The 24666-nt window shown below is 66.2% G+C and carries 24 protein-coding genes; 19 read left to right on the top strand and 5 right to left on the bottom strand.

The features are described 5' to 3' along the window. Positions 1 to 2 precede the first annotated feature (2 nt). Positions 3 to 479 (top strand): Holliday junction resolvase RuvX, encoded by a 477-nt coding sequence (ruvX, locus tag EPO50_RS03220; protein ID WP_296341210.1) that lies wholly within the window; start codon positions 3 to 5, stop codon positions 477 to 479. Here the strand turns inward: ruvX and EPO50_RS03215 are convergent. The 4 genes from EPO50_RS03215 to EPO50_RS03200 are packed head-to-tail and all read right to left on the bottom strand — an operon-like array spanning position 476 to position 3540. Next, on the bottom strand, positions 476 to 1654 hold the full coding sequence (locus EPO50_RS03215; RefSeq protein WP_296341209.1) for a cytochrome c peroxidase: 1179 nt from the start codon (positions 1652 to 1654) through the stop codon (positions 476 to 478). The two genes, ruvX and EPO50_RS03215, sit on opposite strands and share 4 nt — an antisense overlap. Continuing rightward, positions 1651 to 2055, bottom strand: a complete 405-nt coding sequence (locus EPO50_RS03210; RefSeq protein WP_296341208.1) for a FixH family protein — start codon at positions 2053 to 2055, stop codon at positions 1651 to 1653. The genes EPO50_RS03215 and EPO50_RS03210 overlap by 4 nt, the downstream gene beginning before the upstream one ends. Next, the gene (locus EPO50_RS03205) at positions 2052 to 2882 is read right to left on the bottom strand and encodes an amidohydrolase family protein (RefSeq protein WP_296341207.1); all 831 of its coding nucleotides are present in this window, start codon (positions 2880 to 2882) and stop codon (positions 2052 to 2054) included. Before EPO50_RS03205 ends, EPO50_RS03210 begins: the two co-directional genes overlap by 4 nt. 10 nt (positions 2883 to 2892) lie before the next feature. Continuing rightward, positions 2893 to 3540 carry a TIGR02466 family protein gene (locus EPO50_RS03200; protein WP_296341206.1) on the bottom strand — a complete coding sequence of 216 codons (648 nt, stop codon included), beginning with the start codon at positions 3538 to 3540 and terminating at the stop codon, positions 2893 to 2895. Positions 3541 to 3584: 44 nt separating this feature from the next. On the opposite strand from EPO50_RS03200, the gene EPO50_RS03195 reads away from it, so the two are divergent. The 5 genes from EPO50_RS03195 (at position 3585) to EPO50_RS03175 (ending at position 6722) form a co-directional block, all read left to right on the top strand. After that, on the top strand, positions 3585 to 4475 hold the full coding sequence (locus EPO50_RS03195) for a phytanoyl-CoA dioxygenase family protein (RefSeq protein ID WP_296341205.1): 891 nt from the start codon (positions 3585 to 3587) through the stop codon (positions 4473 to 4475). A 103-nt stretch (positions 4476 to 4578) separates the two neighbouring features. Further along, on the top strand, positions 4579 to 5049 hold the full coding sequence (locus tag EPO50_RS03190; RefSeq protein WP_296341204.1) for a YceI family protein: 471 nt from the start codon (positions 4579 to 4581) through the stop codon (positions 5047 to 5049). Continuing rightward, positions 5036 to 5590 carry a cytochrome b gene (locus EPO50_RS03185; RefSeq protein ID WP_296341203.1) on the top strand — a complete coding sequence of 185 codons (555 nt, stop codon included), beginning with the start codon at positions 5036 to 5038 and terminating at the stop codon, positions 5588 to 5590. The genes EPO50_RS03190 and EPO50_RS03185 overlap by 14 nt, the downstream gene beginning before the upstream one ends. Then, a complete protein-coding gene (locus EPO50_RS03180) occupies positions 5590 to 6171 on the top strand; it encodes a YceI family protein (RefSeq protein ID WP_296341202.1) in 582 nt (193 codons plus the stop codon). The genes EPO50_RS03185 and EPO50_RS03180 overlap by 1 nt, the downstream gene beginning before the upstream one ends. A gap of 17 nt (positions 6172 to 6188) precedes the next feature. Continuing rightward, entirely contained in the window at positions 6189 to 6722 is a 534-nt protein-coding gene (locus EPO50_RS03175; RefSeq protein WP_296341201.1) for a hypothetical protein, read from the top strand. On the opposite strand, the gene EPO50_RS03170 is transcribed toward EPO50_RS03175, so the two are convergent. Next, entirely contained in the window at positions 6723 to 7805 is a 1083-nt protein-coding gene (locus EPO50_RS03170) for a citrate synthase/methylcitrate synthase (protein WP_296341200.1), read from the bottom strand. An 83-nt stretch (positions 7806 to 7888) separates the two neighbouring features. Between EPO50_RS03170 and EPO50_RS03165 the strand changes: the two genes are divergently transcribed. The 13 genes from EPO50_RS03165 to rnr all read left to right on the top strand — a co-directional run bounded on the left by EPO50_RS03165 (position 7889) and on the right by rnr (position 24653). Then, positions 7889 to 9109: a citrate synthase family protein gene (locus EPO50_RS03165; protein ID WP_296341199.1), complete on the top strand. Its 1221-nt coding sequence runs from the start codon at positions 7889 to 7891 to the stop codon at positions 9107 to 9109. Beyond that, on the top strand, positions 9106 to 9645 hold the full coding sequence (locus EPO50_RS03160; RefSeq protein WP_296341198.1) for a cysteine hydrolase family protein: 540 nt from the start codon (positions 9106 to 9108) through the stop codon (positions 9643 to 9645). Before EPO50_RS03165 ends, EPO50_RS03160 begins: the two co-directional genes overlap by 4 nt. Positions 9646 to 9726: 81 nt before the next feature. Beyond that, a complete protein-coding gene (locus EPO50_RS03155) occupies positions 9727 to 10692 on the top strand; it encodes an aspartate carbamoyltransferase catalytic subunit (RefSeq protein WP_296341197.1) in 966 nt (321 codons plus the stop codon). Next, positions 10689 to 12038: a dihydroorotase gene (gene pyrC / locus EPO50_RS03150; RefSeq protein ID WP_296341196.1), complete on the top strand. Its 1350-nt coding sequence runs from the start codon at positions 10689 to 10691 to the stop codon at positions 12036 to 12038. Before EPO50_RS03155 ends, pyrC begins: the two co-directional genes overlap by 4 nt. A 106-nt stretch (positions 12039 to 12144) precedes the next feature. Continuing rightward, entirely contained in the window at positions 12145 to 12945 is an 801-nt protein-coding gene (locus EPO50_RS03145) for a hypothetical protein (RefSeq protein WP_296341195.1), read from the top strand. Between the two features lie 9 nt (positions 12946 to 12954). Next, a complete protein-coding gene (plsY, locus tag EPO50_RS03140) occupies positions 12955 to 13557 on the top strand; it encodes a glycerol-3-phosphate 1-O-acyltransferase PlsY (RefSeq protein WP_296341194.1) in 603 nt (200 codons plus the stop codon). A 71-nt stretch (positions 13558 to 13628) separates the two neighbouring features. After that, positions 13629 to 15221: an ABC transporter substrate-binding protein gene (locus EPO50_RS03135; RefSeq protein ID WP_296341193.1), complete on the top strand. Its 1593-nt coding sequence runs from the start codon at positions 13629 to 13631 to the stop codon at positions 15219 to 15221. 142 nt (positions 15222 to 15363) lie between these two features. Then, entirely contained in the window at positions 15364 to 16392 is a 1029-nt protein-coding gene (locus tag EPO50_RS03130; protein ID WP_296341192.1) for an ABC transporter permease, read from the top strand. Beyond that, positions 16389 to 17579, top strand: coding sequence for an MFS transporter (locus EPO50_RS03125; RefSeq protein ID WP_296341191.1), 1191 nt, complete (start codon positions 16389 to 16391; stop codon positions 17577 to 17579). Before EPO50_RS03130 ends, EPO50_RS03125 begins: the two co-directional genes overlap by 4 nt. Positions 17580 to 17604: 25 nt before the next feature. Beyond that, the gene (locus tag EPO50_RS03120) at positions 17605 to 18525 is read left to right on the top strand and encodes an ABC transporter permease (RefSeq protein WP_296341190.1); all 921 of its coding nucleotides are present in this window, start codon (positions 17605 to 17607) and stop codon (positions 18523 to 18525) included. A gap of 52 nt (positions 18526 to 18577) precedes the next feature. Then, the gene (gene dprA, locus EPO50_RS03115) at positions 18578 to 19633 is read left to right on the top strand and encodes a DNA-processing protein DprA (protein ID WP_296341189.1); all 1056 of its coding nucleotides are present in this window, start codon (positions 18578 to 18580) and stop codon (positions 19631 to 19633) included. 51 nt (positions 19634 to 19684) lie between these two features. Continuing rightward, positions 19685 to 22387, top strand: a complete 2703-nt coding sequence (gene topA, locus EPO50_RS03110) for a type I DNA topoisomerase (protein ID WP_296341188.1) — start codon at positions 19685 to 19687, stop codon at positions 22385 to 22387. Continuing rightward, positions 22380 to 24653 (top strand): ribonuclease R, encoded by a 2274-nt coding sequence (gene rnr, locus EPO50_RS03105; protein ID WP_296341187.1) that lies wholly within the window; start codon positions 22380 to 22382, stop codon positions 24651 to 24653. Before topA ends, rnr begins: the two co-directional genes overlap by 8 nt. The last annotated feature ends 13 nt before the right edge of the window (positions 24654 to 24666 follow it).

The raw sequence follows: 24666 nt of genomic DNA, 5'->3' as shown, positions 1-24666 counted from the left end.
TCATGCCCATCGTCGAATTTCCCGAGCTCAAGGCTCTGCTGGTGCGTGACGGCCGCCTGATGGCGCTCGATGTCGGCAGCAAGACGATCGGCATTGCCACCTCGGATGCGCTGCGCATGCTGGCGACGCCGCTCACCACGCTGAAGCGCGGCAAGCTCGCCGTCGATCTCGCCAGCCTCGGCGAGCTCACGGCCAAGCATCAGATCAAGGCGCTGGCAGTCGGCCTGCCGCTCAACATGGACGGCACCGAGGGTCCGCGCTGCCAATCGATTCGTCAGTTCGTCGCCAACATCGCCAACCACGGCCCCCCAGCGCTGGCAGCCTTGCCGGTCGTCCTGCAGGACGAGCGCCTCAGCACGGCTGCCGTGACACGCGGCATGATCGACGACTACGACATGACCCGCGCCAAACGGGCGGAGCGTATCGATGCTGCCGCAGCAGCGTGGATCCTGGAGAGCGCGCTGGCGCGATTGCGCTAGGGACAGAGCGGCGGCACGGCCGGCCGTGGCGGAACGTCCGCATCGAGCGAACGCAGGAAGGCCACGAGGTCGGCGCTCTGGTCCGTCGACAACGCGAGCGGACGCACAAGCGGCACGCCGTCGCTGTGCAGGCGATCGGGATTCACTTCCGAATAGTGCTTCACCACGTCTTCGAGCGTCGCGAAGCTGCCATTGTGCATGTAAGGCCCGCCGCGACCGACCTGCCGCAGACCAGGCACGCGGAACTCACCGAAATTAGTGTGCAAGCGCCTGACATGCCGCGTACGGCGTGCGTTCTCCCCAGTCGTGTCGTCGTTGAACTTGCCGAGGAGGTTGAAGGGACTCTCCGCAAGTCGCGTCAGCCCACCTAGCCGACCGCTGTCGACTTCACCCGGCCGCACGAAGAAAGGAATGCCGACATCGCCGAACTCGCCGTTGGTGAAGCGCGGTCCAAAATGGCAAGCGTTGCAACTGGCGTCACCGATGAAGAGCCGAAGCCCGCGCTGGGCCGACAGCGGATATCGAGCTGCCGCATCACGATCGCCTGCCAGCAGCGCATCCCGGAAATCGTCGAACGGCGTGCGCGGGCTGACGAACGTCGCCTGAAAGGCCGCCAATGCCTTCGCTGCGTTGACCAGCAGGAGTTCATCGTCTCGCCCTGGAGCTGCGCCAAATGCCTTCTCGTAACCACAGGCAAAGGCCCGATCGTCGCGCAGCAAAGCGCCAACACGCGGCGCGCCACCATTCATCTCGCGGGCATCGAGCAGTGGCCGAATGCTCTGCGCCCAGAGCGAGTCGCCGGCGCCATCCCAACCGAACCAATGGCTGTAGCCGACATTCCAGAGAGACGGCGTGCGTCGATCGAGTTCGACCGTGCCCTGCGCCTTGGCCAGACCGTCGCTCCAGTCGCGACCAGCCTGGTGGCAGGTGGCGCAACTCATCTTGCCGTCACCGGAAAGCCGCGGCTCGTTGAACAGGTGTTCGCCGAGGAGGATGCCGGCGGGGGTGCCGGAGATCCGGTTAGAGGGATCGCGCACCGGCGGCGGCGGCCAGGGACCGTGCCGGCCGATGCTCCTCACCTCTTCTTCCGTCCAGTCGAGCAGCGATTGCGCCGAGGCGCCCGTCGCAGTCGCCGCGGACGCCGCCAGCACCAGGGCCAGCAGCAGCCGGATCACTTGAGGATGATGTCGTGCGACAGCCGCTCACTTTCTTCGCCGGCGCGCACGTCGAAAGAGATCTCCCACCGTCCAGGCATGTGGAACACCAGCCCCTCAGCGCGATAGCGGCCGTCGGGCGAAGCAACGATGGTGGGTTTGTAGTTCATGGTGTGCTTGTGTTCTGGCATCTGCGCTTCGACAGCGACCAGCTCGGCCGGATCGCCGCCCTTGGTGCAGACGTTCAGGATCAGCGCGAAGGGTTCGCCGACTTCGACGCGGACCGGATCAGGCCGGAAGGCGATCATGTAGTGATCGGAGAAAACCACCCAGCCAGTGCCGCGGCCGAGATCGAGCGGGCAGTCCGCCAAGGCCGGTGTGGCCATTACAAGCGTCATGAGCGCAATGAGCAGCCGTCTCATTTCTTTGCACCCGAAAGCTCTCCACCGAACAGGCGATCGCCGTTCTCGTAGGCAATCTTGCGCGCGACATCGGGCGGCAGGTCGGCCAGCCACTGGCGCGACCAGCGCGCATGTTCGATCACATAGTGCCAGCGTTCCGGTGTGAAGGTGTCGGTGCCCAGCACGAAGCGATCGGGAAATTCCAGGAAAGCCTCGCGCCAGCCCGGCGCCACCTTGCCGTTCGAGGCGTGCGAAGTCAGGAACGCGAGATCGCACCACAGCGTCGGATAGGTGCGCAGCATCTCGCGCACTTTCTCAGGCCGCTCAAATCCTGAATGCGCCCAGAGCACGCGCGCCTTCGGGTCCTGCTGGAAGTGGCGCACCACCGCGTCGGCGTCGGAATGCGAATGCAGGTAAAGGCCGTATTGCTTGGCGAGTTCGACGATGCGCCGCATGTTCGGCAGGTCGGCGTCGGCGCCGTAGATGTGGAACTCGCCGATCGCCATGTACTTGCGCTTCGACAGGAGATCCTCGACGAACGGGATCACGGTCGGGTCCTTGGCCCAGGTCGAGATCTCGCCGCGCGAGCGATAGGGGCGCAGTTCGGGCACGATGATGTTGGGTGCCACATCCTGCAGCATCTTGGTGCCTTCGTTGTTCGAGCTCGACACCATGGCGCGCTTTACGCCTGCTTTCTTCAGTATCTCCACGACCTCGCGCGGCGGCACCACGGTCCAGGCGTCGTGGCTGTAGTGCATGTGCGCATCGAAGATCGGCAACTCGTCGGCCCTGGCGGACGTGAACCCGAGGGTGGCAAGCAACGACAGCAGGACCAGAAAGCGACGCATGTGGTTTCTCTCAGCCTCGCGGCTTGGGCGCGACCGATTTGTGAGGACAGGCATAGTTGAAGCTAATCGAGATGCGCTCGCCGGAGAAGCGCGCCGGAGGCACCTCGTGACGCAGCCAGCTCTCGAAGAGCAGCAGATCGCCGTCTTTCGCTGGCACATTGACGAACGGCCGCTGACTCTCGGGAGCATCGGCCCGCCGCGGCGGTGCGGCCATGTGATGGGCCAGGCGTGGGTCCTCGAACTTCAGCGCCCCTGCCCCCTTCGGCACCGAGACGTAGTAGGTGCCGCTGATGAAGGAGGTCGGGTGGAGGTGCATGGAATGCACGGTGCCGGCAGGCATCAGGTTTGCCCAGCAATCCGTCATCGCCAGGGTCCGGCCGGAAAGGTCGTAGTGCAGGTCGCGCGCGAAGGCCTTCACATGGCGGTCGATCCGCTTGCGCAGCCGGTCGAACAGCGAGGTGACGAGGTGCAGCCGGTCGAGCGAACCGTAGGACGTGTAACCGCCGAGATAATGCCGTTCCGACCAGCGGCGCCCGGCCTCGTCGGAGAGGCTGAGGGACTGGCATTCATCGGCCAGGTCCTGATTGAAACGCCGCCAGCCGCCGTCGATCAACGAAGCGCGGTAAACCAGTGTCGGAAATAGGGCACGGATCGCCATAGCGTGATTATCGGTGAACCGGGCGTCTCGTGCTATGCTTTCGCATGCTTACGACCGAGCAGATCGAAGCCTATCGTCGCGACGGCTATCTGGTGATCCCCCGCCTGATCAAGGGCGAACAGCTCGCGCACTTGCGGGCGCTCACCGATCAGATCGTGGCCGAGGCCCGCGGCGTTGCCGCCAACGACGACCTCTACGACCTCGAGCCCAGCCACAGCGCCATGCTGCCACGGGTGCGCCGGCTGAAGCCGGCCATCTTCAAGCGCTACACCTTCTTCCACGCGCTGGCGCGCGATCCCGCCATCACCTCGGTCCTGAGCCAGCTTCTCGGCCCGGCCATCCGCCAGCACGGCGGCAAGCTCAACATGAAGTCGGCGGGCTACGGCTCGCCGGTTGAATGGCACCAGGATTGGGCCTTCTATCCGCACACCAACGACGATGTGTTGGCGACCGGGATCTATCTCGACGATTGCGGGGAGAGCAACGGCCCGCTGATGGTCCTGCCGGGCACACATCACGGCCCCGTTCATGACCACCACGCTGACGGCCGTTTCTGCGGCGCGATGAATCCCGCAGCCTGCGACCTCGATTTCAGCAAGGCGGTGCCGCTGACGGGGCCGGCGGGGTCGATGACCATCCATCACGTCCGGCTGGTCCATGGCTCGGCGCTCAACCATTCCAACAGCCAACGCCGCCTGCTGCTGCACGAGTATGCCGCCGCCGACGCCTGGCCGCTGATGGGTGTGGCCGATTTCGACGAGTTCAACGGCCGCATGGTGCTGGGCGAGCCGACCATCGAGCCGCGCGTACGCCCCGCGCCAATTCGCATGCCCCTGCCCCCGGCCGATCACCAGGGATCGATCTACGAGAATCAGCGCGGCTCGGGGCGCCGCTTTTTCGAGACTTATGAGGAGCGCGCGCGCATTGCCAACTAGGCACCTTGGGCTGTTCTTTCTCACTGCCGCGACGCTGCTGGCGGCCGCGACCCAGAGTGTTTGGGCTGCCGAAGACCTCAAGATCGGCGGAAACCGTGGGACCATGGAATTCGCGATTGGGGACTCGCGTATCTTCCGCACGACCGGCGGCTTCCAGACCTGGCAAGGCAATGTCCAGGTGAATGATGCTGACATACCCAAAAGCGCGGTCGAAGTTACCGTTCAGACCGGCAGTCTGAAGATGATGGACCGTCAGCAGGCCGACATGCTGAAGGACTCGGATTTCTTCGACGTCGATCGCTTCCCGCAAATGACATTCCGGTCGAACAAGATCGAACGGACGGGCGAGGAAACCCTCAAGATCGACGGCTTCCTCACCCTGCGCGGTGTTACCCGACCGATGACCCTCGATGTCACTCTAACGGACCGCAAACCAAATGCCGCGCCCGGCGCGCGCTATGCCCGAGTCCGCGCCAAGGGAACGATCAAGCGATCGGATTTCGGCATGACCAAGTACGTCGACCTGGTGGGCGACAACGTTGAGATTTCGATCACCACCGATGCCTGGCGTTGAAGGCCGTCGCGAGGGGCATCACCCTGGCGCCAAAGCCTTTCACTGGATCACCGCACTCGCCGTCCTCGGCTTGCTGGGCGTCGGCTTGTGGATGACAGGCCTGCCGCTCGGGCTGCTGAAATTCAAAGTCTATGGCTGGCACAAATGGATCGGCCTTGTGGTTCTGGTTCTCACCGTGGCGCGGCTGTGGTGGCGCTGGCGCCATCCGCCGCCGGCGCTCCCCGGCGCCCTGCCGGGTTGGGAGCGCCGTGCCGCCCATGCCGCGCATTGGACCCTCTTCTTCCTGCTGCTCGCCATGCCGATCAGCGGCTGGCTGATGAACTCCGCCGCCGGCGTCGGGCTTTACTGGTTCGGCTATGTGCCGATCCCCGATCTGGTGCCGCCCGATCCCGACCTGTTCGAAACGTTGCGCACGGTTCACCGTGTGCTATCGCGTCTGCTGATGGCGGTCGTCGCCCTGCATATCGGGGCGGTCGTCTATCACGACGTGTTGCGCCGCGACGGCATCTTCCGCCGCATGTGGCTGTCCGGAGAACGATGATGCGCGTCTGGTTGTTGCTCGCCGCCCTGTTGATGGCCCGCCCTGCCCTGGCCGGCCCGCAGGACCCATGGACGGTCGACAGCCGCTCGCCCTCGCTCACCTTCTCCGTGACGCAGATCGGCTCGATCGTGAGCGGCCGGTTCCCGACCTGGACAGGCGAGATCATGCTCGATCCCTCGGCCCTGGCGTCGGCCCGCATCGCCATCAAGATCGACACCCGCACCGTCACGGCCAACAACGCCGACGTCGATTCGCTTCTCAAGGGTCCGAACTTCCTCAGCGTCCAGAAATTTCCCGAGGCACGCTTCGTCGCGACGTCGATCGTCGCGAAGGGCGGCGACCGCTACGAGGCGCAGGGTAAACTCACGATCCGCGACGTCACGCGGGACGCCGTCCTGCCGTTCACCCTGGCGATCGCCGACGATCCGTCGAAGCCAGGCGCGCTGCGCGCCACGGCGAAGGGCCGCATTATCTTGAAGCGCCTCGACTATGGCGTTGGTCAAAATGAATGGGCCGGCACCGGTCAGATCGCCAACGAGGTGACCGTCGACCTCAACATCACGGCAAGCCGGCCGCGATGATCTCGCGGCGGCGCGTGATGGCTTCCGGTGGCGCGCTACTCGTCGCCCATGATGCAGCCGCGCAAGCCACGAACTGGCCCGACTGGGTCGACTCCTATGTGGGCGCCGTCAGTTTCTACCGATCGATTCCGCTGGAAGATATCCTCCCGCCGCCGCGAACCCCGAGCGTCGATTTCGACGACCGCACGCCGTTCGGCCTCCAGTTCTCGGTAACCGCGACGGGAGATGGCAGCATCGTCTGGCTGCGCATCGACGGTGGGCCAATGCAGACGGCCGAACAGGGCGAAACCTTGCGCTTTGGCCTGCTGATCGACGGCGTTGCGTTGCTGGCGTCGGCCGATGCCAGGCCGGCGCCGCGATCGGCAAATCTGACAGTGAGACCGAACCAGCTCTCTACCGAAGCGCTGTTCGCCCATGCCGACGGCAGCTTCTGGCGGCGTCACTTCACCGCCAACTTCACGTCGACCGGTGCCGACGTGATCCTCTGGGTGTTCGATGCCGCCGGCACGCGGGCGCGGACCTGGCGCGGCACGACTCGTCGGCGCGGCTGACTAGGGCCGCGGCCCGACGTAGTTCGACTGCGGGCGAATGATGCGGCCGCCCTTCTCCTGTTCGAAGATGTGGGCGCACCAGCCGGCGACACGGCCGACCGCGAACAATGCCGTGAAGGCGCTGCGCGGCACTTCGAGCGCCTCCAGCAACAGGGCCGTGTAGAACTCGACATTGGTGTCGAGCCGTTGTCCGGGCTTGTGCTTGCGCAACGCGGCGATGGCGCTCTTCTCGACCTCGACGGCGAAAGCGAGCCGACCCGCCGTCTGCGGCAAGGTCGCGACGGTATTCTTCAGCACATCGGCCCGCGGGTCGCGCACCTTGTAGATGCGATGGCCGAAGCCCATCAGTCGCGTGCCCTTGGCAAAGGCGTCATCGAGCCAGGCCGCCGCGTGCTCCGGCTTGCCGATCTCGTCGAACATGTCGAGCACCGGCCCCGGCGCGCCGCCATGCAGCGGACCTTTCAAGGCGCAGAGTGCCGCCAGCACCGAGGAGATGAGACCGGCGTGCGTTGAGGCAACGACGCGCGCCGTGAAGGTCGAGGCATTGAAGCCATGATCGGCAACGGTCGCTAGGTAGGTATCGAGACCCTTCTCGAAGGTGATGTCCGCGCGCTTGCCGCGAACCATGCGCAGGAGATCCTGGGCGGTGGTGAGCGTCGGATCCGGTGCCAAGGCCGACTTGCCTTCGGCGGCGCGCAGCAGCGCGGCGAGAAAGACCGGCAGCGCACCGCAGACCAGATAGTGATGCGGCATCGGCTCGGAGTCGGCCAGCATGCCGAGACCTACCCGAAGCCCCTCGACCGGCGTCAGCCCCTTGGCTGCGGCGATCAGCTTGGGCACCTCGGCGAAGGCTCGCACGCGTGCCGTCGCAAATCCCTGACGCACAGCAGCTTCGTCGCCGCCCCCTTGGGCGAAGTCCGTCCAGAGCAGGGCCGCGACACCTTCGAAGCCGGTCCTGGTTACGAGTTCCTCGATGGAATGGCCGCGCACGATCAGCCGACCGGCCTCGCCATCCACTTCGCTCATCAGCGTGTCGGCCACGACCACCCCGTCGAGCCCGCTGTTCACTCGTGTCTGCAGCATGAAAATCCCCTTGGCTGTTCATGCTGAACATTCGACCGAACATATATGTTGTCAATATTGATTGAATTGATCAATAATTATGAATGGCAACTGAATGGCTGAGTTCCAAGGAAGCGGCGCAGCGTTTGGGCGTCTCGGCGGCGACACTTTATGCCTATGTAAGCCGCGGCCTGCTGCGCTCCGAAGGCAGTAACGGACAGCGTGAGCGACGCTACCGCGCCGACGATGTCTCCCAGCTCAAGCGCCGCCGCGAGGTCGGGCGCAAGGCCGAGTCGATCGCCGCCAACACCCTCGACTTCGGCACACCAGTGCTGGAATCAGCGCTGACCCTCATCGAGAACGGACACCTCTTCTATCGCGGCCAGGATGCCACCCTGCTGGCACGCACGGCGTCGCTCGAGCAGGTCGCGCAAATCCTGTGGGATTGCGACGAGCGCCCCTTCGGCGCGAAGAACCTGCCCCCCATGTCGGCGGCGTTGCGCAGCGCCTGGCGGGCCGCCGCGGCATTGCCACCGGTCGATAGCTGCCTCGTCCTGCTGCCGGCGGCCGCGCGCTGGGACCATCCCAGTTGGGTCGAGGATCGCAGCGCCATGCTCGAAACAGGGGCCCGCATCCTGCGCCTGCTCGCCGCCGCGGTGACATCACAGCCCCTCTCCGACCGGCCGGTGCACGAGCAGCTCGCCGAGGCCTGGAACGTATCGGCCGAACACGCGTCGCTGATCCGCGCTGCGCTCGTCCTGTCGGCCGACCACGAGTTCAACGCCTCGGCCTTCGCCGCCCGCGTCGTCGCGTCGACTGGCGCCAATCTCTATGGCTCGACGATGGCCGGCTTGGTGGCGATCAACGGCCCCCGCCATGGCGGCCTGACGCGTCGCGTGGCGGACCTGTTCAGCGACCTCAAGGACGTAAGCGACATCGATGCCGAACTGGCGCGGCGCGTGCGTGAACGCATCTACATTCCAGGCTTCGGCCATCCGCTCTACCCCGACGGCGACGTTCGCGCGGTGACGCTTCTCGCCATGTTGCGCGAAAGGATGCCCGGCTCTCCGGAGCTGGCTTTCGCCGACACGGTCGCGGCATCGGCCGAGCGCTTGATCGACCGCAAGCCCACGGTCGACTTCGCAACAGTGACGCTCGAACGCGCCCTCGGCCTGCCCAAGGATTCCGCACTGGCCCTGTTTCTTCTCGGCCGCACAGTGGGCTGGATCGCGCATGCCGTGGAACAGGCGACGCACGGTTCTGTCATTCGCCCACGAGCGCGCTATACAGGCCCCAGAATCACACCAGCCCCGAGCGGAAGATGAGCAACGCCCTGATCGTCATCGACATGCAACAGGGATCGTTCACCGCCGCGGCTCCCTGCCACGACGCGGCCGGCCTCGTGCAGCGCATCAACACGCTGGCCGCCAGCGTGCGCGACAAGGGTGGCGTCGTCATCCATGTCCAGCATGACGGACCGCCGGGAGACCCCCACCAGCCCGAACTGCCGGGATGGCGCTTCCTGCCGGACATCGACGTCCGGCCGGACGACACGATCGTCCGCAAGACCTCCTGCGATGCCTTCCTGCAGACGCGGTTGGAAGCGATCTTGCGTGCCAAGGCGATCGACCGGCTGATCATCACGGGCTGTGCAACGGACTACTGCGTCGACACGACGGTGCGCAGCGCCCTGGCGCGCGGCTATCGCACGACCGCGCCCTCGGACGGCCACACCGCCGCCGACCGGCCTCACCTGCCGGCGGTGAAGATCATCGAGCATCACAATGCGATCTGGGCCGACTTCCAGGCGCCCAACGGCCCTGCCGAAGTGTGCCGCTGCGCCGAGATTCGGCTCGACTGAGGGTCCGCGCTGCGACCAAACGTTATCCACCAAAACGCTTCCTTGCGAGCGCCATGCGCGCGTGCTTAACGTCGCGCTTTAGTGACAAAGAAACGCGCGGGCGTGCCGAGGTTGCCCCACCTTCTCGGCATCGAAGGTCTGTCGCCTGAAGCGATTTCGGGCTTGCTCGACCTATCTGAAAATTACATCGACCAGAACAGATCGATCGACAAGCGGCGCGACATGCTGGCCGGCCGCACGATCATCAACCTGTTCTTCGAGAACTCGACGCGCACGCGCACGAGTTTCGAGGTCGCGGCCAAACGGCTGGGCGCCGACGTCATCAACATGGACGTCGCCACCTCCTCCGTGCGCAAGGGCGAGACCCTGCTCGACACGGCGATGACCCTGAACGCCATGCGGCCCGACGCCATCGTCGTGCGCCACAACGAATCGGGTGCGGTCAATCTCCTGTCGCAGAAGGTCAACTGCGCCGTCATCAACGCCGGCGACGGCCAGCACGAGCATCCGACGCAGGCGCTGCTCGATGGCCTGACCATCCGACGACGACGCGGCAGCCTGCAGGGTCTGGAAGTGGCGATCTGCGGCGACATCATGCACAGCCGAGTCGCGCGATCGAATATCCACCTGTTCCAGATCATGGGCGCCCGGGTGCGCGTGGTCGGTCCGCCCACCCTGATACCGACTGACGTCGATCGCATGGGCGTCGAAGTCCACTACAGCATGAAGACCGGCCTCAAGGACGTCGATATCGTGATGATGCTGCGCCTGCAGACCGAGCGGATGCAGGGTTCGTTCGTCCCGTCGATCAGCGAATACTTCCGCTTCTTCGGCCTCGACCACGAAAAATTGAAAGTCGCCAAACCCGACGCGCTGATCATGCATCCCGGCCCGATGAACCGCGGCGTCGAAATCGACTCAGAAGTCGCCGACGACCTCGACCGGAGCGTCATCCACGAGCAGGTCGAGATGGGCGTCGCCGTCCGCATGGCCTGCCTCGAAGCGCTGATCGGCGGCCACCGCAATCAGATCGGGGCCGTGGCATGAGCGGCAACATATACAAGTCCGCCCCGCCGCATACCGGCTCGACCGCCTACATCAACGCGCGCATCGTCGATCCTGGTGCCGACAAAGAATATCAGGGCGCCGTGCTGATCAGCGACGGCAAGATCGCCGATTTCGGCCCCAACCTCTTCGCTTCGGGTGCGCCCTACGGCATCGAGTCGATCGACTGCCGTGGTCTCTATTTGGCGCCTGGCATTGTCGACACACGCGTGCATACCGGCGAGCCGGGCGAGGAGCACAAGGAGACGCTGGAAAGCGCCGGCTCCGCCGCGGCGGTGGGCGGCATCACCTCGCTGGTGCTGCTGCCGGACAACGAACCACCGTTCGACGACGCTTCGTTGATCGAGTTCGTGGCGCGCCGCGCCCGCCAGATCAAGCTGGTGAACATGTACGCCTACGGTGCGCTGACCGTAGGGCTCGAAGGCAAGGAACTGGCCGAGATCGGCCTGCTGGCCGAAGCCGGCGCCGTGGCCTTCACCGATGCCGACCATGCCGTCGGCAATGCCCAGGTCATGCGTCGTGCGCTCTACTACGCCAAGGCCTTCGATGCGTTGATCGTGCACCTGCCACAGGAACCCAGCCTGTCCGGCGGCCACATGACCAGTGGCGAGATGGCGACGCGGCTCGGCCTCGCCGGCAATCCGCCGCTCGCCGAAGTGATGATGGTCGAGCGCGACATCCGGCTCGCCGAGATGACCGGCGGCCGGCTGCACCTCGCCAAGATCTCGACGGCGGAAGCGGTGAGTGTGATCGCTGCCGCCAAGGCACGCGGGCTCAAGATCACCTGCGATACCGCCGCGCCCTACTTCGCGCTGAACGATCTCGCCGTCGGCGACTACCGCACCTTCGGCAAGCTGGTGCCGCCATTGCGCGCCGAGAAGGATCGGCTCGCAATCGTCGAAGGGCTGAAGGACGGCACGATCGACGCCATCGTTTCCGATCACCGGCCGCAGGACCAGGACAGCAAGCGTGTGCCGTTCGCTCAGGCCGAGCCGGGCGGCATCGGCCTCGAAACCTTGCTGCCGATCTCGCTCGAACTGGTGCACAACGGCCACCTGACGTTGCCGCGCCTGTTCCAGCGTCTGTCGAGCACGCCGGCATCGCTGTTTGGCCTGCCCGGCGGCAAGCTCGCCAAGGGCGCACCGGCCGATCTCGTGGTGTTCGATGCCGAGTACGCCTGGAAGGTCGATCGCGACGAGCTGTGGAGCAAGACCAAGAACACGCCGTTCGATGAGCGGCCGGTGCAAGGTCGCGTGATGGCCACCATCGTTGGCGGCCGCACCATCTATCGTGACGACAGTTTTGCGACGACGGCAGCGGCGGCCTGATACCGCCGAACTGCTGTCGCGCTACTTTCATGGACCGCGCAATTGCTGCCTCCAAACGGCCATTTCGTCTGATATGGTCGCGCGTCTTTTCGGAACGGGGAATTGTATGATGCTCCGGCAGTCTCTTCTTCTTGGCGTCGCGACGCTCGCGCTCGCCGGCACCGCCAGCGCACAGTCGCGCGCTCAGTCGCGCGACGACCTGCTCGATGCGTTGACCCGGCACATCCAGATCTGCAGCGAGATCACGGAGACACAGGCTCGGCTTTCCTGTTTCGACCGTCTGCAGACGCAGATCGGCGGCGTGCAGGCGCCGGCCCGGTCGCCGACGCCCTTGCAGGCGAGCCCCGCACCAGCGCCGGCACCGACGCCGATCATGCCCAGCCCTTCCACCGGAAGCACCACGGGCGGCCCGGCAATCAGCGCGGCGCCGCTCACCCCGCAACCACTCACCGTCCCAGGTGGCGGCACCGCGACGCTCGGCAGCTCGGGCCCGATCACCGACCAATCCGGCACCCGGTACGATCCCGATGCCGCTTTCGATCCGCGTACATCGAGCTACCGTCCGCCGGAAAATATCGGCGCGAAGCCGCAGCCTCAGGTACGGCGCACCGGCCAGCGCCCTATTCCCTCTTCCTCGACGCCCCAGCCACTCGTCACGCTGGGCGCCAACAACCTGACCTATGGTCCGACGCGCTATTGGCAGGTCAGCGTCACCCTGACGTCGAACACGCAGCGGCCGGTGGAGACGCAGGCGGTTTGTACCTTCATGAACGCCGGCAGGTCGCTCGAGGATGCCTATTTCGGGCCGATCACGATCCTGCCTGGCGAGCAGATCGCCACGGAACTGGTGGGACCGCCGACCACCACATACGTCGACTCCACCAACTGCCGTGTCATGCGCCCCTAGGCCACGGCGATGATCTCGACGTTGATTCTGCTGCTGGGTCCTTTCCTGCTAGGCTATCTGATGGGCTCGATTCCCTTCGGCCTGCTGCTGACGCGCGCAGCCGGGCTCGGTGACATCCGTAAGGTCGGATCGGGCAATATCGGCGCCACCAACGTATTGCGCACCGGCAACAAGGGACTCGCCGCCGCGACGCTCCTGCTCGATGCCCTGAAGGGCGTTGCGCCCGTGCTGATCGCCGATCAGGTCGGCCAGCTTCCCGCCGTCGGGGCGGCCGCAGGCGCCGTGATCGGTCATATGTTCCCCGTGTGGCTGGGCTTCAAGGGCGGCAAAGGCGTGGCGACGACCCTTGGCGTGATGTGGGGCCTCTCCTGGCCGATCGGCGCGATCGCCTGCGGCACCTGGCTGCTGGTCGCCGCCGCCTTCCGCTGGTCCTCGCTGGCAGCCCTGATCGCCGTCGCGGTCGCGGCCATCGCCGCCTGGTTCTTGACCGACCACCGCGCCGCCCTGCTGCTCACGCTGCTGGTGCCGCTGGTCTGGGTGCGCCACCACGAGAACATCGCGCGCCTGCTCAACGGCACCGAACCCAAGATCGGCCAAGGTAAGAAAAGCTAACCGGCAACGGCATTGATCGCCTCCCGGCCCGTGTTAGGGTCGCTGCATAACAACTGCAGGAGGCAATGACGATGTTCGTTGCACGTATGGCGGTGATCGCCGCGGCGACCTTGTGCCTGACATCGATGGCAGCATCGGTGGCCGACGCGAAGACCTTGCGTTGGGCAAGCCAGGGCGATGCGCTGACGATGGATCCGCATTCGCAGAACGAAGGCCCGACGACGGCCATGAACCAGCATGTCTACGAAGGCCTGATCAGCCGTGATCCCAAGCTCGCCAAGGTGCCGGGGCTGGCGCTCTCGTGGAAACCGATCGCACCCGATACCTGGGAGTTCAAGCTCAGGCCCGACGTCAAGTTCAGCGACGGCACGCCCTTCACCGCCGACGACGTGGTCTTCAGTTACAACCGCGCGCTGGCGCCGACGTCGGACTTCCGTGCCTACATCTCCTCGATCAAGGACGTGAAGGCGATCGATCCGCTGACGGTGCACATCGTCACCAACGGGCCGAACCCGATCCTGCCCGACTACACGACCTCGATCCTGATCATGTCCAAGGCCTGGTCGGAGAAGCACAACGTCACCAAGCCGCAGAGCTTCAAGGACAAGGAAGAGACCTACGCGGTGCGCAACGCCATGGGCACCGGACCCTACACGCTGAAGCAGCGCGATCCCGACGTGCGCACCGTGATGGCGAAGAACCCGACCTACTGGGGCGCCAAGGACTTCCCCGCCTATCCCGACGAACTGGTCTACACGCCGATCAAGGAGCCCGCGACGCGCGTGGCTGCGCTGATCTCGGGCCAGGTCGACTTCGTGCTCGATGCGCCCTTGCAGGACATCGCGCGCATCAAGCAGACGCCGGGCCTCAAGACCGAGGAGACCGCACAGGTGCGGTCGATCTTCCTCGGCCTCGACATGGGTTCGGCCGAACTCAAATACTCCGACGTCAAGGGCAAGAACCCGTTCGCCGACAAGCGCGTGCGCCAGGCCATGTACCAGGCGATCGACGTCAACGCGATCAAGGCCAAGGTGATGCGGAACTTCTCCGCCCCCGCCGGCCTCATCACCTCGCCCGGCGTGCACGGCCACACGCCGCAACTCGACCAGCGCCTGAAATACGACGTGGCGGCGGCCAAGAAGCTGATGGCCGAGGCGGGATATCCCAACGGCTTCAGCGTCACCTTGGATTGCCCCAACGACCGCTACAACAACGACGAGCAGATCTGCCAGGCCGTCACCGGCATGCTGGCGCAGATCGGCATCAAGGTCGATCTGCAGGCGCGTTCCAAGACGCTGCACTTCCCCAAGCTGCAGAAGAAGGATTCGAGCCTCTTCCTGCTGGGCTGGGGCGTGCCGACGCTCGACTCGCACTATGTCTTCACCTTCCTGTACCAGACCAGCGACGCGGCCAAGAAGGTGGGCAGCTGGAACTACACCGGCTATTCCAGCGCCAAGCTGGATGAGCTGGCCGATGGCATGCTGAGGGAGGTCGATCAGGCCAAGCGCGACAAGATGATCGCCGACGCCTGGGCGCTCGCCGTCGCCGACATGCCCTACCTGCCGCTGCATCACCAGCTCATCGTCTGGTCGATGAGTGACAAGGTGACGATGCCAATCTTTGCCAACGACTCGCCCAACTTCAAATACGGCAAGATGAAGTGAGGCCATGCATGCCGCTCTCTGCCTCCCCATTCAAATGGGGAGGTGCTCGCGTAGCGGGCGGAGGGGTCATGAGCTTCGTATCTTGGTCATGACCCCTCCGGCCCTTTGGGCCACCTCCCCAGATGACTGGGGAGGATGAGAGATGCTGGCTTTCATCGTCTCCCGCCTTCTGCAGTCGCTGGGCGTGATGCTGGCGGTGTCGTTCCTGTGCTTCGTGCTGTTCAACTTCGTGGGCGACCCAGTGAACAACATGGTCGGCCAGGAGGCATCGCCGGCCGAGCGCGCCGAGATGCGCCACGAGCTGGGGCTGGAGGATTCCGTCGGGGTCCAGTTCCTGCGCTTCCTCGGCAATGCCGCGACCGGCAACTTCGGCAAGAGCTATCGGCTGGCCCGGCCGGTCTCCGACCTGATCGTCGAGCGCATGCCGGCAACGCTCGAACTCGTCATGGTGGCGGCCATCCTCGCTTTGGCGATGGGTATTCCGCTCGGCGTGCTGACGGCGCTCCGGCGCCACACGCTCGACAGCGGCGCGGTGATGACCTTCTCGCTGGCCGGTGTCGCCATGCCGACCTTCGTGATCGGCATCCTGCTGATCTACGTCTTCTCGGTGGAGTGCAAATCCTGGGCGCCGGCGCTCGGCCTGCCGGCCGACTGGTGTTTCCCCTCCTTCGGCCGAGGCGAGACGGTGAGCCTCGGCTGGTGGAAGACCGGCCTGCTGACCGACACCGGCCTGAAGGCGATCGTGCTGCCCGCCTTCACCCTGTCGCTCTTCCAGATGACGTTGGTGTTGCGGCTCGTGCGCTCGCAGATGCTCGAGGTGCTGCGCACCGACTACATCAAGTTCGCACGGGCACGCGGCCTCACCGACCGCGCCGTGCATTTCCGCCATGCACTGAAGAACACCCTGCTGCCGGTCATTACCGTGATAGGCATCCAGGTCGGTGGCCTGATCGCCTTCTCGATCATCACCGAGACGGTGTTCCAGTGGCCCGGCATGGGCCACCTCTTCATCCAGTCGGTCCAGTTCGCCGACATACCTGTCATGGCCGCGTATCTCGTCATGGTCTCCTTCATCTTCGTCACCATCAATTTCTTCGTCGATCTGCTCTATGCCGCGATCGATCCGCGGCTGCGCCTGGACCGTGCCCGGCTGGGAACAGCCGGCGGATGAGTTCCAAATCCTCGCGCGACCTGCCCGCTGTACTTCCCTGGGCGCTGATCGGCGCTGCCTGCCTCGGTTCCTTCGCCGCGACCTCCAGCGGCACGACACGCGCGCCCTTCCTGCTCGACATGGCGCACGATCTCGACGTTGCCATGCCGCTGGTCGCCAACCTCGTGTCGCTGACGGCCACGGCCTGGGGCATCACCTCGGCCCTGGGCGGCTGGTTGTCGGACGTGATCGGCCGGCGGCCGCTCCTGATCGCAGCCCCCTTTGCGCTGGCGTTGGCGATGGTCGCGCAGGCCTGGGCCGGCTCGTTCTTCTGGGTCGCAGTCTGGGCCGCCGTGGGTGGCGGCTGTGCCGGCGCCTTCACCGGTGTGATCTTCGCCGAGGTCTCGGGCCGCGTGCCCGACAGCCAGCGCGGCCGGGCGTTGGGTTGGGTGATGAGCGGCCAGTCCCTCACCCTGGTGGTCGGCGTGCCGATGGCCGCCGCCGTCGGCTCGATCATCGGCTGGCGCGGCTGGCTCGTCTGCGTCGGCGGCCTTTCATTGGCCGCCTGCCTCAGCCTCTATTTCACCGTCGGGCGCGGCAGCGCGGGCCACACGCGCGGTGACGCGGCGCGGCCATCGCTCAGGGCTGCCCTGTCGCCACGCGTGCTGGGATTGCTCAGCACCGGCGTCGCCGAGCGCATCTGCTACGGCCTGGCGGCCGTCTACTTCGCCACCTTCATGCAGGTGACCTATCACATGTCCTTGCTCGAACTCGCCATCCCGCTGGCGGTGTTCGCGCTGGGCAATGTCGCGGGCACGGTGCTGGGCGGCCAGCTCGCCGACCGGCTGCGCGACCGGCTGCTCACCTTCGCCATCGCCATGGCGCTGTCGGGGATCGCGGCTCTCGCGCTCTTCATGTGGCATCCCGGCCCCATCGTCTCGATCGCCGTCGGCTTCGTCTATGTACTGCTGAATGCGCTCGGCCGGCCGTCCTTCATGGCCTCGCTGGCCGCCGTGCCGGAGGATGTGCGCGGCACCGTGCTCGGGCTCAACGGCACCTCGGCCAGCGTCGGCTGGATCGGCGCCGCCGCGCTCGGCGCCATGATGATCGGCTCGGTCGGTTTCGAGGGCTTCGGCCCGCTGGCTGCGGTATTGTCCCTGCTCGGCGCGGGCGGTGCGCTGCTCAGCCGGCGGAGTGCGGCGACATGAGCAATCCTTATTGAGTGAAACAGGCTTGAGCGAAACGGGGACCCTGGCACGGCTGCGCGACAGCGACATGTGGTGGAGCTTCCGCCGCTCGCCGCTGGTCGTGGCCGCCTCGGTCGTGACGCTCCTCTATTTCCTGGGCGCCGTGTTGGCGCCGTGGATCGCGCCCTACGATCCGTTCGACGTGAAGGCGCTCAATCTGATGGATGCCTTCACGCCGCCGGCCTGGGCCGAGGGCGGCACCGCCAAGCATCTGCTGGGCACCGACAACCAGGGCCGTGACGTGCTGTCGGCCATCCTCTACGGCTCGCGCGTATCGCTGATGATCGGCTTGGCCGCCATCCTGCTCTCGGTCACGACCGGCGTGTTGCTGGGCCTGCTGGCGGGCTTCCGCGGTGGCTGGGTCGAGTCGATCATCATGCGCCTGGCCGACATCCAGCTCACCGTGCCTGCCATCCTGATCGCGCTCACCCTCGATGGCGTCACGCGCGTGGTGCTGCCTAAGAACGTGCACGACAGCGTGGCGATCTGGGTGCTGGTCTTCTCCATCGGCTTTGCCTACTGGCCGCAGTTCGCGCGCGTGACCCGCGCCACGACCCTGGCCGAGAAGAACAAGGACTACGTCAACGCCGCGCGCATCATCGGCGTGCCGGGCGCGCGCATCGCGCTCCAGCATGTGCTGCCCAATGCCTGGGGGCCGGTGCTGGTGATCGCCACGATCGAACTGGCGCTGGCCATCATCGCCGAAGCGTCGCTGTCCTATCTTGGCGTCGGTATGCCGGCCACGCAGCCGTCGCTCGGCACGCTGATCCGCATCGGCAACGCCTTCTTGTTTTCCGGCGAATGGTGGATCGTGATCTTCCCCGTCGTGGCGCTGGTGATCCTGTCCCTATCGGTCAATCTGCTGGGCGACTGGCTGCGCGACGCCCTCAATCCACGGCTGCGCTGATTTCTACTTGAGGTTGTTTTACAAATAGCGCGCACGCGCATAGCGTTAGCACATGTTCGACGGCCCGCTTCAACTCGACCTCGACCCGCGTGAACGCCGCGCCCGGCTGCGGCTGGCCCGCAGCGCCCGCATCGGCCCCGTGACCTTCCACGAGGCACTGGCGCATTTCGGCTCCGCCCATACGGCCTGCGCCAGACTGGCCACGGTCTCCGACGCCACCATCGCCCGCGAAGAAGAAGAGCTGGCGAATATGGGTGGGCGCTTCGTGGTGATCGGCGAAGAAGCCTATCCTGCCGCGCTGGCCGCCCTGCCGGACGCGCCGCCGGTCCTGAGCGCCATCGGCGATTGTGGCCTGCTCCATCGGCCGACCCTGGCGATCGTCGGCGCTCGCGAGGCCTCGGCCGCCGGCTGTCGGTTCGCCGCCGATCTGGCCGCCACCCTGGGCGCCGCGGGCTTCGTGATCGCCTCCGGCCTGGCGCGCGGCATCGATGCCGCTGCCCATGAGGCTGCCCTCGCCACCGGGACGGTCGCCGTCCTGGCCGGCGGCGCAGACCAGATCTACCCGCCGCAGAATGCCGGCCTTCACGCCGCCATCGCCCGGCAGGGCCTCATTCTGAGCGAGGCCTCGCTCGGTACGCCGCCGGTCGCCCGCGCCTTCCCGCGCCGCAACCGCATCGTCAGCGGCCTCTCGGCCGGCGTCATCGTCATCGAGGCGGCCGCCCGGTCGGGCTCCCTGATCACCGCGCAGCGTGCCGCCGAGCAGGGCCGCGAGGTCTTCGTCGTGCCCGGCTCGCCGATGGACCCGCGCCATGCCGGATCCAATAGCCTCATCCGGGATGGGGCCATTCTGGTCCGGGACGCAAACGATATTCTGAGTGTACTCGGGCGGCCACAGGTCGCTCCCCAAGTAGCTGAAAAACCTGTCAAAAAACCGCAAGACACAGCCACTGCACGGGTGGTGTCCGCCCTGGGTCCCACCCCCACTGCGGTTGACGAACTGGTGCGCCGATGCCAAGTGTCCGCCGCCTCCATGGCGGAGGTCCTCATGGCTCTGGAGCTGGAGGGCCGCCTGGAGAGGCACCGGGGTAACCGCGTATCTCTGATGTAAATCAGTGATTTAGCTCCGGTCGTTAATGTTACACTGGAGCATGATCCGGCGATGGACGTACTGGTCGTCGAGTCCCCGGCGAAGGCTAAGACCATAGGGAAGTATCTGGGCCCCGGTTACACCGTGCTGGCCTCCTATGGTCATGTCCGCGACCTGCCGCCCAAGGATGGCTCGGTCCGCCCCGATGAAGATTTCGCGATGGACTGGGAAGTCGACCCCCAGTCGCAGAAGCGCATCGACGCCATCGCCCAAGCCGTCTCCAAGGGCGGCAAGCTCTACCTCGCCACCGATCCGGATCGCGAGGGCGAGGCGATCTCCTGGCACGTGATGGACATCCTCGGACGCAAGAAGGCGCTCGACGGGGTCGACGTAAAGCGCGTCACCTTCAACGCCATCACCAAACAGTCGGTGCTCGACGCCGTCGCCCATCCGCGCGACCTCGACCAGCCGCTGATCGACGCCTACCTCGCCCGCCGTGCGCTGGACTACCTCGTGGGCTTCACCCTCTCGCCGGTCCTGTGGCGCAAGCTGCCGGGCAGCCGCTCTGCCGGCCGCGTGCAGTCGGTGGCGCTCAAGCTGATCTGCGAGCGCGAAGCCGAGATCGAGGTCTTCAAGAGCCGCGAATACTGGACCGTCGATGCCTTCTTCGGCACGGCCAAGAAGCAGACGCTCAAGGCCCGCCTCACCCATCTCGACGGCCGCAAGCTCGACAAGTTCGACCTCGACAACCAAGAGCGCGCCGAACAGGCCAAGCGCGAGATCGAGCGCCGCGCCTTCGCGGTCTCCTCGATCGACCGCCGCCAGGTGCGGCGCAATCCGCCGCCGCCGTTCATCACCTCGACCCTGCAGCAGGAAGCCTCGCGCAAGCTGGGCCTCGGTGCGGCTACCGCCATGCGCATCGCCCAGCGCCTCTATGAGGGCGTCGACATCGGCGGCGAGACGGTCGGTCTCATCACCTACATGCGTACCGACGGCGTGCAGCTCGCCCCCGAGGCGATCGGCCAGACGCGCCGCCTGATCGAAACCAAGTACGGCCAGGCCTATGTGCCGGCCAGCCCGCGCGTCTACACCTCCAAGGCCAAGAACGCCCAGGAGGCGCACGAGGCGATCCGCCCGACCGACCTCTTCCGCACGCCGCAGGATGTCGCGGCGCACTTGGACAAGGACCAGCTCGGCCTCTACGAATTGATCTGGAAGCGCACCGTCGCCAGCCAGATGGAAAGCGCCGTGCTCGACCAGGTCACGGTCGATATCGCCAGCGGCGACAAGACCGTGCAGCTGCGCGCCACCGGCTCGGTCGTGAAGTTCAACGGCTTCCTCACTCTTTATGATGAAGGCCGCGACGACACCGCCAAGGAAGACGAGGAAGGCAGCGCCATCCTCCCCGACGTCACCGAGAACGAGGCGCTCGAGCGCCGCGAGGTCGTGCCGGAGCAGCATTTCACCGAGCCGCCGCCGCGCTACTCCGAAGCGAGCCTGGTGAAGAAGCTCGAGGAGCTGGGCATCGGCCGGCCCTCGACCTATGCCAGCATCATCGAGGTCCTGCAGCGCCGCAATTACGTACGGATCGACCGCAAGCGCTTCATACCGGAAGATCGCGGCCGCATCGTCACGGCGTTCCTGCAGACCTATTTTCCACGCTACGTCGAATACAACTTCACCGCCGGCCTCGAGGAAGAGCTGGACGATATCTCCGGCGGGCGGATCGACTGGCGCCAGGTGCTGCGCGAATTCTGGAAGGCCTTCTCCGAAGCGGTCGGCGAGACCAAGGAGCTGCGCGTCAAGGAAGTGCTCGACAAGCTCGACGAGGAGCTGGGCCCGCATTTCTTCCCGGCCAACGACAACGGCAAGAACCCGCGCGACTGTCCCTCCTGCGCCAACGGCCGGCTGGGGTTGAAGCTCGGCAAGTTCGGCGCCTTCATCGGCTGCTCGAACTATCCCGACTGCCGCTTCACGCGGAAGCTCGGCATCGTCGATGCCGACGCCGATGCCGCCAGTGGCGAGAATCTCGATGGGCCGAAGATCCTCGGGGAGGATCCCGCCACCGGCAAGCAGGTCACCTTGCGCAAGGGCCCCTACGGTCTCTACGTCCAGCTCGGCGAACCCGAAGGCAAGGAGAAGCCCAAGCGCGCGTCCCTGCTGCGCGGCATGACGCCTGACGACGTGACACTGGAAAAGGCGCTGGCACTGCTGGCGCTGCCGCGCGAGCTGGGGCCGCATCCCGAGGATGGCGTGCCGATCCTGGCCGGCGTCGGCCGCTTCGGTCCCTACGTGAAGCACGGCCCCAAGTACAAATCGATCCCGAGCGACGAGAGCGTGCTGGAGATCGGCATGAACCGCGCCGTGGCGCTCCTGGCCGAGGCCAAGAATCCGCGTGGCCGTGCTGCCGCGAAGCCTATCCGCACCATCGGCAATCATCCGTCCGATGAAGCCGCGGTCGAACTCTATGACGGCCGCTATGGTCCTTACGTGAAGCATGGCGGCGTCAACGCCACCGTGCCGCGCGATATCAAGCCGGAGGAGCTGACGCTCGACCAGGCCGTCGCGCTGTTGGCGGAGCGCGCCGCCAAGGGCGGAGCCAAGAAGCCGAAGGCCGCCAAGGCGAAGAAGGCAGCGCCCGTCGCCGCCAACGATGCCGGCGACAAACCCGCCAAGCCCAAGGCCGCAGCCAAGAAGAAGGCAGCGCCCAAGCGCAAGGCGGCCAAGGCCAAGGCGAAGACAGAGGCACCGCCGCGCACCGGCACCGATGGCTAAGGGCCGCGTCCCCACCCGCGACGAACTGCTGGCTTTCATCCGCGACAGCGCCACGCCGGTCGGCAAGCGCGAGATCGCCCGCGCCTACAGCTTGAAGGGCGACCAGCGCATCGAACTGAAGGAGCTGCTGCGCGACCTGCGCGATTCTGGCGAGATCGCCGCCGACCGCGCCAAGACCTTCAAGGACCCCAAGGCGCTGACCGACATCACCGTGCTCGAGATCGTGCGAGTCGACGATGACGGCCATCTGCTGGCCGTGCCGCGTCGCCACGACGAGGAGCAGGACGGCCCGCCGCCGCGCATCGAGATCGTCCCGCAGAGTTCACGCGGCGCGCCGGCGCCGGCCGTCGGCGATCGCGTGCTGGCGAGCCTGAAGCGCCGCGGCAAGAACGCTTACGAGGCGCGCATCATCCGCCGCCTGGGCAGCGGCCCGAAGAAGATCCTCGGCCTCTACGAGGAGCCGGATGGCCGCCACGGCCTTGGCCTGGTGACGCCGACCGACAAGAAGCTGCGCCGCGAATTCGATGTGCGTGCGGCGGACAAGAACGGCGCCCTGCCGGGCGACATCGTCTGGATCGAGGAGACGGGCGGCTCGCTGGCGCGCCGCGCCCGCGTGGTCGAACGGATTGGCCCGATGAGCGATCCGCGCACCGTCAGCCTGATTTCGATTGCCGCCAACGACATTCCGATCGACTTCCCGGAGGCCGCCCTCGAGGAGGCCGAGAAGTCCAAGGCCGCACCGCTCGGCGACCGCCTCGATTTGCGCAGCGTGCCATTGGTCACGATAGATGGCGAGGACGCACGCGACTTCGACGATGCAGTGTTTGCCGAGGCCGATGCGGCCCATCCCGGCGGCTGGCGCATCCTCGTCGCCATCGCCGATGTCGCCTGGTACGTCCGCCACGACCGACCACTCGACCGCGCCGCCTATCGCCGCGGCACCTCGGTCTACTTCCCCGACCGGGTCGTGCCGATGCTGCCGGAGGCACTCAGCAACCATTGGTGCTCGCTGGTGCCGCGCGAGGACCGGCCGGTCCTGGTGGCCGAGATGTGGATCGACGCCGAGGGCCACCTCAAGCGCCACAAGTTCCATCGCGCCATGATGCGCTCGACCGCGCGTCTCACCTACAACCGCGTGCAGACCGCCATGGACGGCGCGCCCGACGACGAGATCGCACCGCTGATGGACAAGGTCGTGCGCCCCCTCTACGGCGCCTTCCACGTTCTGCTGGCGGCGCGCGAGAAACGCGGCGCGCTCGACCTCGATCTGCCGGAGCGGCAGGTGACTCTGGGCAAGGATGGCCGCATCGCCGAGATCGGCATCCGCACCCGCCTCGACAGCCACAAGCTGATCGAAGAGTTCATGGTGCTGGCCAATGTCGCCGCGGCGCAGGCGCTGGAGCAGCGCCACATGCCCTGCCTCTACCGCGTCCATGACCAGCCCGACCTCGCCAAGCTCGAGGCGCTGCGCGAGTTCCTGGGCACGCTGGGTGTCTCATTGCCCGCCGGCCCGCGGATGCGACCGGGCGATCTCAACCGCGTGCTGCAACAGGTGGCGGAAAAGCCCATCAATCGCCTGGTCAACGAGACGGTGCTGCGTAGCCAGAGCCAGGCCGTCTACAGCCCCGACAATCTCGGCCATTTCGGCCTCGCCCTCGCGCGCTACGCGCATTTCACCTCGCCGATCCGCCGTTTTCCGGACCTCATCGTCCATCGCGCCCTGATCGCGGCGTTTGGTCTGGGCGAAGGCGGCCTTGCCGAAGCCGACAAGGGACGCTTCGTCGAATTCGGCGAGCATCTTTCCATGTGCGAGCGCCGCGCCGTCGCGGCCGAACGCGGCGCCATGGATCGCTATGTCGCCGCCTTCATGGCCGCCCATGTCGGCGCCGCTTTTTCCGGCCGCGTCACCAGCGTCACCCGCTTCGGCCTGTTCGCCGCGCTCGACGGTTCGGGCGCCGACGGACTGATCCCCGTGCGCTCGCTCGGCCAGGAATTCTTCCGCCACGATGAAGGTCGGCAACTGTTGATTGGTGAACGCACCGGCGAAACCTTCGGGCTCGGCGACCGGCTCAGTCTCAAGCTGGTCGAAGCCGATACCGCGACCGGCGGATTGCTGTTCGAGATCATCGACGTCATCGAACGTGTCGAACGCCATGCCCTGCCGCGCGGTTCGCGTTCGCAGCGTGACGGAGCCCATCGCGGACCGCGGCGTCCCGTCGCGCGCAGTGGGCCCCCACGGGACAAACGGTCACGCCGACGAAACTAAAAGCGGAGGCCAT

Source organism: Reyranella sp. (assembly GCF_004297405.1).
In the GTDB taxonomy this organism is placed as follows: Bacteria; Pseudomonadota; Alphaproteobacteria; order Reyranellales; family Reyranellaceae; genus Reyranella.
Note: the sequence above shows the minus strand (reverse complement) of the source record. Positions and strands in the feature narration are given on the sequence as shown.

Bases quoted from the DNA above. Each gene is read 5' to 3' on its own strand.
- ruvX (WP_296341210.1), top strand. From the start codon at position 3: ATGCCCATCGTCGAATTTCCCGAGCTCAAGGCTCTGCTGGTGCGTGAC.
- EPO50_RS03210 (WP_296341208.1), bottom strand. From the start codon at position 2,055: ATGAGACGGCTGCTCATTGCGCTCATGACGCTTGTAATGGCCACACCG.
- EPO50_RS03205 (WP_296341207.1), bottom strand. From the start codon at position 2,882: ATGCGTCGCTTTCTGGTCCTGCTGTCGTTGCTTGCCACCCTCGGGTTC.
- EPO50_RS03200 (WP_296341206.1), bottom strand. From the start codon at position 3,540: ATGGCGATCCGTGCCCTATTTCCGACACTGGTTTACCGCGCTTCGTTG.
- EPO50_RS03195 (WP_296341205.1), top strand. From the start codon at position 3,585: ATGCTTACGACCGAGCAGATCGAAGCCTATCGTCGCGACGGCTATCTG.
- EPO50_RS03190 (WP_296341204.1), top strand. From the start codon at position 4,579: ATGGAATTCGCGATTGGGGACTCGCGTATCTTCCGCACGACCGGCGGC.
- EPO50_RS03185 (WP_296341203.1), top strand. From the start codon at position 5,036: ATGCCTGGCGTTGAAGGCCGTCGCGAGGGGCATCACCCTGGCGCCAAA.
- EPO50_RS03180 (WP_296341202.1), top strand. From the start codon at position 5,590: ATGCGCGTCTGGTTGTTGCTCGCCGCCCTGTTGATGGCCCGCCCTGCC.
- EPO50_RS03175 (WP_296341201.1), top strand. From the start codon at position 6,189: ATGGCTTCCGGTGGCGCGCTACTCGTCGCCCATGATGCAGCCGCGCAA.
- EPO50_RS03170 (WP_296341200.1), bottom strand. From the start codon at position 7,805: ATGCTGCAGACACGAGTGAACAGCGGGCTCGACGGGGTGGTCGTGGCC.
- EPO50_RS03165 (WP_296341199.1), top strand. From the start codon at position 7,889: ATGGCAACTGAATGGCTGAGTTCCAAGGAAGCGGCGCAGCGTTTGGGC.
- EPO50_RS03160 (WP_296341198.1), top strand. From the start codon at position 9,106: ATGAGCAACGCCCTGATCGTCATCGACATGCAACAGGGATCGTTCACC.
- pyrC (WP_296341196.1), top strand. From the start codon at position 10,689: ATGAGCGGCAACATATACAAGTCCGCCCCGCCGCATACCGGCTCGACC.
- EPO50_RS03145 (WP_296341195.1), top strand. From the start codon at position 12,145: ATGATGCTCCGGCAGTCTCTTCTTCTTGGCGTCGCGACGCTCGCGCTC.
- plsY (WP_296341194.1), top strand. From the start codon at position 12,955: ATGATCTCGACGTTGATTCTGCTGCTGGGTCCTTTCCTGCTAGGCTAT.
- EPO50_RS03135 (WP_296341193.1), top strand. From the start codon at position 13,629: ATGTTCGTTGCACGTATGGCGGTGATCGCCGCGGCGACCTTGTGCCTG.
- EPO50_RS03130 (WP_296341192.1), top strand. From the start codon at position 15,364: ATGCTGGCTTTCATCGTCTCCCGCCTTCTGCAGTCGCTGGGCGTGATG.
- EPO50_RS03125 (WP_296341191.1), top strand. From the start codon at position 16,389: ATGAGTTCCAAATCCTCGCGCGACCTGCCCGCTGTACTTCCCTGGGCG.
- dprA (WP_296341189.1), top strand. From the start codon at position 18,578: ATGTTCGACGGCCCGCTTCAACTCGACCTCGACCCGCGTGAACGCCGC.
- topA (WP_296341188.1), top strand. From the start codon at position 19,685: ATGGACGTACTGGTCGTCGAGTCCCCGGCGAAGGCTAAGACCATAGGG.
- rnr (WP_296341187.1), top strand. From the start codon at position 22,380: ATGGCTAAGGGCCGCGTCCCCACCCGCGACGAACTGCTGGCTTTCATC.